The organism is Acidovorax sp. GW101-11A03 (assembly GCF_059424825.1).
Genome location: NZ_JBWKZU010000116.1, coordinates 1 through 6081, shown reverse-complemented (window position 1 = coordinate 6081; position 6081 = coordinate 1). Strand labels below are relative to the sequence as shown.

The window sequence follows — 6081 nt, the reverse complement described above, 5'->3', positions numbered from 1 at the left end:
TGCTTCGTGCTCTGACTCGCTGCGGTTGTCCGAGCGAAGCGCGCAGCGCGTAGCGAGTTCCGCAGCGCGCCCCACGCCCGAGCACCGCAGGTTGCCCGCAGCGAAGCGAAGGGACGCAGCGTGTAGGGTCGCCCTTTCTTTGGTGACTTTCTTTCGGCGAGACGAAAGAAAGTTACTGCGCCGCCGGGCGCACACCCCGGCTCCCGCCCTGAACCCAAGCATGCTTTTCCAACCAGCACGCCAAGGCTTCGACAAGCTCAGCCCGAACGAACAGCAAGCGCCGCAGCATGGCAACGCCCTTTCCTGCGATGGCAAGAAGCGCTCTCAAATTGATAGCTAAAGACGCTTGCTAGGCAGGCGCAAACGGCCAAAAAATCTCTAAAACCCACCATGCTCACCGTCCAAAACATCAACCAGTACTACGGCGGCTCCCACATCCTGCGCGACGTGAGCCTCACCGCCACCCCCGGCAAAGTTACCGTCCTGCTTGGCCGCAACGGCGTCGGCAAAACGACGCTGCTCAAAAGCCTCATGGGCCTCGTGCCCATCAAAAGCGGCAGCATCCAGTTCGACGGCAAAGCCATCGACAAAGCCACCCCCTACGACCGCGCCCGCGCAGGCATCGGCTTCGTCCCCCAAGGCCGCGAAATCTTCGGCCGCCTCACGGTGGAAGAAAACCTGCGCATGGGCCTGGCCTACAAAAGCGGCTCCACGCCCGTGCCGCCGCACCTGTACGAACTCTTTCCCGTGCTCAAGCAGATGCTCAAGCGCCGGGGCGGCGACCTGTCGGGCGGGCAACAGCAGCAACTCGCCATCGCCCGCGCCCTGGCCCCCGGCCCGCGTTTGCTGATCCTCGACGAGCCCACCGAAGGCATCCAGCCCAGCATCATCAAAGACATCGGCCGCGTGATCCGCATGTTGGCCGACAAGGGCGAGATGGCGATCCTGCTGTGCGAGCAGTACTACGACTTTGCGCAGGAGCTGGCTGACGAGTACCTGGTGATGGAGCGCGGCGAAGTCATCGCGCGCGGTCCGGGCAGCGAGATGGAAACCAAGGGCATTCGCAACCTCGTGGCGATCTGAAGGCTCAGGGGCGCTGCGCTGCAGCGGCGGCAAGGGCCGGACTGCGCCAGCGCGACACACTCTCCATGATCAGCACCGTGCAAACCATCCAGGTGCCGCCCAGCAGCCAGCCTGCCAGCACGTCGCTGGCGTAGTGCACCTGCAGCACCACGCGGCTCCAGCCGGTGGTGAAGATCAGCGCACCGGCCACCATCGCGGCGGGCAGGTGCCACCCACGCGGCAGCAGCCGCGTGGCCAGGTAGGCCAGCATGGCATACGCCACCATCGACGCGCTGCTGTGCCCGCTGGGAAAGCTGTAGCCGCTGGCCTCGGCAAGGCCGTGCGTGTGCTCGGGCCGCACGCGCTCGAAGAGGTTTTTCAGCACCTTGGTCAGCGCGCCATTGCCCGCCATGGCCACGAGCCAGCCCATGGCCAGCAGGCGGTGCTGCTGCCACCACAGAGCGGCGGCCACGACCAGTGCCAGGGCCGCCAGCACCCAGGTGTCGCCCAGGTGGGTGAGGGTGGCAAACACCTGCAGCACGGCGGTGTCGGCCTGGGCCCGCAAGCCCGCAGCGATGGTGTCGTCCAGCACGCCCCAGGGGCCCTGGGTGCGCCCGCTCTCGGCCAGTTCGGCCATTGTGGCGCCCGCCAGCACCAGCACGCAGGCCGATGCGGCCATGGCCACCAGCATCAGGGTGGGGGCCTGCGCAGGAAAGAAACGGTTCAGCGGCGGGCCCGCGTGGTGGCGCAGGGCGCGCAGACCCGCCAGTGCGGCGGCGCCCAGCAGCGCCAGGGCCAATACGCCCGCCAGCCACCAGCCCACGGGGTGCTGCGCCAGCAAGGTGCCCAGCTCGGATGCGGTGGAGGCAGTGGATGGCGCGGCAGGGACGGTCGTCGTCATGGTGCGGGGTGGTCCTTTCTCTTTCGGTTTCCAACGTCTTGCAGATGCAGTTGCCTGCACCACCAGGGAAAGAAGCCGAAGGTTGTACCGAAGTTCCCAGCATCCCGGGACGTGGTGGGTGTATTGCGCGCACGGTGCAGGCATGTGTCGGCGCAGGCTGACACGGCGATGGCGCTGCGACCGGCTGCGGGCACCGCGCCTGGCTGCGACCATGGGCGACCCTGCGGCTCCTGCCCCTTTGTGGTGTGGGGCTGTTCTTGTTTGTTGCAGAGTTTTGCATGACCCCTTCCGACCACCCCCATCCTCCCAAACCCCGTGGCCCCATCCACCTGGTGGTGCCCAAGCGGCCGGGGGCCGACCTGGACCTGCTGCGCGCCAAGCTCGAAGGCGTGGCGGCGCTGCAGGCGCACGACGTGGTGTGGCATGTGCCCCACCAGCGCGGCGATATCGTGCAACTGGCGCGTGATGCTGCCGAGGCCGCGCGCACCGATGGCGGCCTGGTGGTGGCCGCCGGTGGCGACGGCACCATCAACGCCGTGGCGGCGGCCGCGCTGCACGCGGGCGTGCCCATGGGGGTGGTGCCCATGGGCACCTTCAACTACTTCAGCCGCGAGCATGGTCTGGCGCTGGACCCGGAGCAGGCGGTGCAAGACCTGCTCCAGGCCCTGCACGCGGGGGACATGCGCCTCGTGCAGGTCGGTCATGTCAACCGCCGCATGTTCGTTGTCAACGCCAGCGTGGGCCTGTACCCCAAGCTGTTGGCAGAGCGCGAGCGGGCCTCCAAGCGGTTTGGCCGCTCGCGCTGGGTGGCGGTGGCATCGGCGGTGTGGAGCCTGTTCCGCCCCGCAGCAGGCAGGCGCTGGCGCGTGGTGATGACCACCCACCACGGCGCCGAGGTGCAGCACGAGGAGCATCTGGTTGCCACCCTGTTTGTGGGCAACAACCCGCTGCAGCTGGACCGCATGGGCCTGCCGCAGGCGCAGCAGGTGGCCGACGGCGGGCACCTGGCCGTGGTGATGCTCAAGCCACAGGGCCGCTGGGCTACGGCCCGCACGGTGTGGAACGCCGCCACCGGCCAGCTGGACAAGGACGGTGCCGTGACCAGCATTGCCTGCACCGAGCTGACGGTGGCCCCGACCAGCTGGCGCCCGCCGCAGGTCAAGGTGGCGTTTGATGGCGAACGCGAGTGGATGGCGCCGCCGCTGCACTTTCGCGTTGGCAAACGGCCGCTGTGGCTGGTGGCGCCGTCGCCGCTGGTGCGCGATGATGCGGCGCAGCCTGCACTGGCAGCAGCAGTGGCCGAGACCGGCGCACCGCCTGCCCCTGGGCTGATACCCGTCTGACCACCAACGCCATGCCCGCCTTGATGCACCTGTCCGACCTGCACTTCGGGGCGCACGACCCCGAGGTATGTGCGGCCGCGCAGCGCCTGGCACAGCGGCTGGGTGTGGCCCTGGCCGTGGTCTCAGGCGACCTCACCCAGCGCGCCACCGCCAGCCAGTTTGCGCAGGCCGCGCGGTTTGTGCAGGGCCTGCATGCGCGCAGCACGCTGGTGCTGGCGGGCAACCACGACCTGCCGCTGTTTGCCTGGTGGCTGCGCTGGGGCCGGGCCTACGAGCGGTTTGCCGAGCAGTTTGGCGTGGACCAGGAGCCTGTGCGCCAGATGGGCCCCTTCTACGTGGTGGGCGTGAACACCACGCGCGCCTGGCGGCACGAACGTGGCAGCCTGTCGTCTGTGCAGATCGATCATGTCGCCGCCCTGCTGGCGCGGGCCCCGCCCGAGGCCTGGCGCATCGTGGCCAGCCACCACCCCCTGGTGGCCCGCGATGCCAGTGACCGTGCCCACCGCCCGCACCGCGCCGATGAAGCCCTGCAGCGCTGGCGCATAGCCGGTGCGCAGATGCTGCTGTCGGGCCATGTGCACGAGCCCGGTGTGCTGCAGCCCCTGCCCGGCCTGTGGGCCAGCCGCGCGGGCACGGCGGTGTCGCGCCGCCTGCGGCACGGTTGCCCCAACAGCCTGGTGGTGCTGCGCGAAGAAGTGTCGGGCGAGGCACCCAGCCAGCGCCTGCGGGTGGCCGAGCGCTGGGATTACGACAGCACCATCGGAGAGTTCGCCTGTGTGCTGCGCCAGCCTGTGATGCCCGGTTGAAGCGTTCTTCAGTCCTGCCACCCAAAAAAAGGGCACCAAAGGTGCCCTGAAACTTGGAGACAACCGTTGTGATGTGGCTTAGAACCGGTGTCGCAACCCCACGGCAAAGCTGGTGCCTTGAGCGCTGACCACCGAGGGTGGCGCAGGCAGCGTGCGGGTCTGGGTGCTGTCGCGCATCACCATGGCGTACAGGTCCGTGCGCTTGGACAGGAAATAGTCGTACCCCAGGGTGAACACCTTGCGTTCCACGTTGCCGCCCGCCACCGTGGCGGGCACGGGGCCCACGGTGTCGCTGGTGCGGCGCACGGCGTAGCCTGCCAGCACGCGGCCTGCGCCCACGGGCATGGATGCACTGATGTCCCACACGCGGTATGAAACGTTGAGCGGCGCAGCAGCCGTGCCCCGGTTGTCGATGCGGCCCAGGTGGGCAAACAGCTTGACCACCTCGAAGTCGTACGACGCGGCCAACTGCCAGGCGCGGGTGTCGTTGGGCGAGGTGCCGTCGGCGAAGGTGCCGGGGTTCTTCTTCACGCTCTGCCACGCCAGCGATACGGCCCACGGGCCTTGGGCATAGGCCAGCCGGGCCGCGCTGTTGCCGCCGCCCTGGCCTTCAGAGATAGCGTGCGCCACCGAGGCATTGAAGCCTGCAATGCTGGGGCTGTCGTACACCACTGAGTTGGCCCATGCCGTGCCGCCCGTGAGCGGGCTGCCGATGAAGGTGACCAGGTTCAGCGGCCCCAGCACGGTGGAGTCGCCGAACGCGTTGGAAGTGATGGCGTTCAAGAACAACAGCGACGTGACATTGCCCAGCCGCACACGGCCCCAGTCGCGGTGCGACACGCCCACCCAGGCGGCGCGCGAGAACACGGGGTCGGCCGCTACGTTCACGGGTGCGGGCAGCGCATCGCTGCGACCGGTGGCGCCCGAGTCGTTGCGCACAAAGGACGACAGCTCGAACTGCGCAGACAGCCCGCCGCCCAGGTCTTCGGTGCCGCGCAGGCCCCAGTGGCTGGTGGACATGCCGCCACCGTCCAGCTTGGTCACGGCGCGGTCCTGCGCATTGATGCCTGCGGCGGGGCCCGCGAAGCGGCCCACGGCGACATCGACCAGGCCATACAGCTGCAGGCCGGGGCCTGCGGCGGGTTGGGCTTGTGCGGCGAGTGTGGTGGCAGACAGGGCTGCAGCGGTGCCCAGGGCGCGTGCCCAATGCAGGCGGGCCCGAGAGTGGAAGGGTTGGGGCGCGGGAGAGGTGTGAGGTTTCATGGTGTCTTTCGATGGCGGAGGGACAAGCGAAGGGCGAACCGGTCCACGGCGCAGCCATGGCTGTTCCGAAAACGCAGTTCAACGGGGGAGGGCGTCAGCGCGTTGTGTGCGCCGGTTCGCGGCGGCTAGGGCGCGCCGGTCTGCTGCGCCGACGCCTGGGGTGGGGCGGCAGCGCAGGGCCCCAGCCACCGGGGGTGGCGGTGGGCCGGGGCCAGGAAAATGGGCGTGGCTGTGCCAGGCATGCGGCGCTCGCGCGGCAGTGCTGTAGTGGGCGCGGGGGATGTCAGCTGCTTGGCGTCAGTGCACTGCGCCTTCACAGGCGCCGCGCATGCCTTGTGCGATGAAACGCACCAGCAGCGGCCCTGCCGTGGCTTCGTCGCCGGGCTGGTTCTGGCCGTACGACAGGCGCTCGATGCGCTGGTCGTTCACGTGGTGCAGCAGGGCCCCCAGTGCAAACTGGTAGCACCACGCGGCCTGGCTGCGCGTGGCCTGGGGCAGGGCGGCTGCAATGGCATCGATGAACGCATGGGCCAGTGGGTCGAACAGCTCGCGGATGATGGGCTCGTCTTCTTCCAGGTGGTCGTTCATGCCGCGCGACAGCAGCCGCAGAAAGTGGTGGCCTGCGGGCTGGCTGGCGACTTCCAACACGGGCAGCACAAAGGCCTTGACGATTTCGTCCAGCAACTGGCCAGGCGGTGCCTTCTGC

5 protein-coding genes and 1 pseudogene are annotated in these 6081 nt (G+C 68.8%); 3 read left to right on the top strand and 3 right to left on the bottom strand.

The genetic code is table 11. The annotated features are described in order from the left end of the window. Positions 1 to 390: 390 nt before the first annotated feature. Positions 391 to 1083: an urea ABC transporter ATP-binding subunit UrtE gene (gene urtE, locus AC07Z7_RS24650; protein ID WP_494767985.1), complete on the top strand. Its 693-nt coding sequence runs from the start codon at positions 391 to 393 to the stop codon at positions 1081 to 1083. A gap of 4 nt (positions 1084 to 1087) precedes the next feature. On the opposite strand, the gene AC07Z7_RS24645 is transcribed toward urtE, so the two are convergent. Continuing rightward, a complete protein-coding gene (locus AC07Z7_RS24645) occupies positions 1088 to 1963 on the bottom strand; it encodes a phosphatase PAP2 family protein (RefSeq protein WP_494767984.1) in 876 nt (291 codons plus the stop codon). Positions 1964 to 2241: 278 nt separating this feature from the next. Here AC07Z7_RS24645 and AC07Z7_RS24640 point away from each other — a divergent pair, with 278 nt between their 5' ends. Continuing rightward, on the top strand, positions 2242 to 3306 hold the full coding sequence (locus AC07Z7_RS24640) for a diacylglycerol/lipid kinase family protein (protein ID WP_494767983.1): 1065 nt from the start codon (positions 2242 to 2244) through the stop codon (positions 3304 to 3306). Between the two features lie 11 nt (positions 3307 to 3317). Next, positions 3318 to 4112, top strand: coding sequence for a metallophosphoesterase family protein (locus AC07Z7_RS24635; protein WP_494767982.1), 795 nt, complete (start codon positions 3318 to 3320; stop codon positions 4110 to 4112). 78 nt (positions 4113 to 4190) lie between these two features. Here the strand turns inward: AC07Z7_RS24635 and AC07Z7_RS24630 are convergent, their stop codons facing one another. Both AC07Z7_RS24630 and AC07Z7_RS24625 read right to left on the bottom strand, forming a co-directional pair. Further along, on the bottom strand, positions 4191 to 5375 hold the full coding sequence (locus AC07Z7_RS24630) for a porin (RefSeq protein WP_494767981.1): 1185 nt from the start codon (positions 5373 to 5375) through the stop codon (positions 4191 to 4193). A gap of 297 nt (positions 5376 to 5672) precedes the next feature. Then, positions 5673 to 6081: pseudogene (locus AC07Z7_RS24625) on the bottom strand (TetR/AcrR family transcriptional regulator); the annotation flags it as partial.

Coding starts and splice junctions, on each gene's coding strand:
- urtE (WP_494767985.1), top strand. CDS start 391: ATGCTCACCGTCCAAAACATCAACCAGTACTACGGCGGCTCCCACATC.
- AC07Z7_RS24645 (WP_494767984.1), bottom strand. CDS start 1,963: ATGACGACGACCGTCCCTGCCGCGCCATCCACTGCCTCCACCGCATCC.
- AC07Z7_RS24635 (WP_494767982.1), top strand. CDS start 3,318: ATGCCCGCCTTGATGCACCTGTCCGACCTGCACTTCGGGGCGCACGAC.
- AC07Z7_RS24640 (WP_494767983.1), top strand. CDS start 2,242: ATGACCCCTTCCGACCACCCCCATCCTCCCAAACCCCGTGGCCCCATC.
- AC07Z7_RS24630 (WP_494767981.1), bottom strand. CDS start 5,375: ATGAAACCTCACACCTCTCCCGCGCCCCAACCCTTCCACTCTCGGGCC.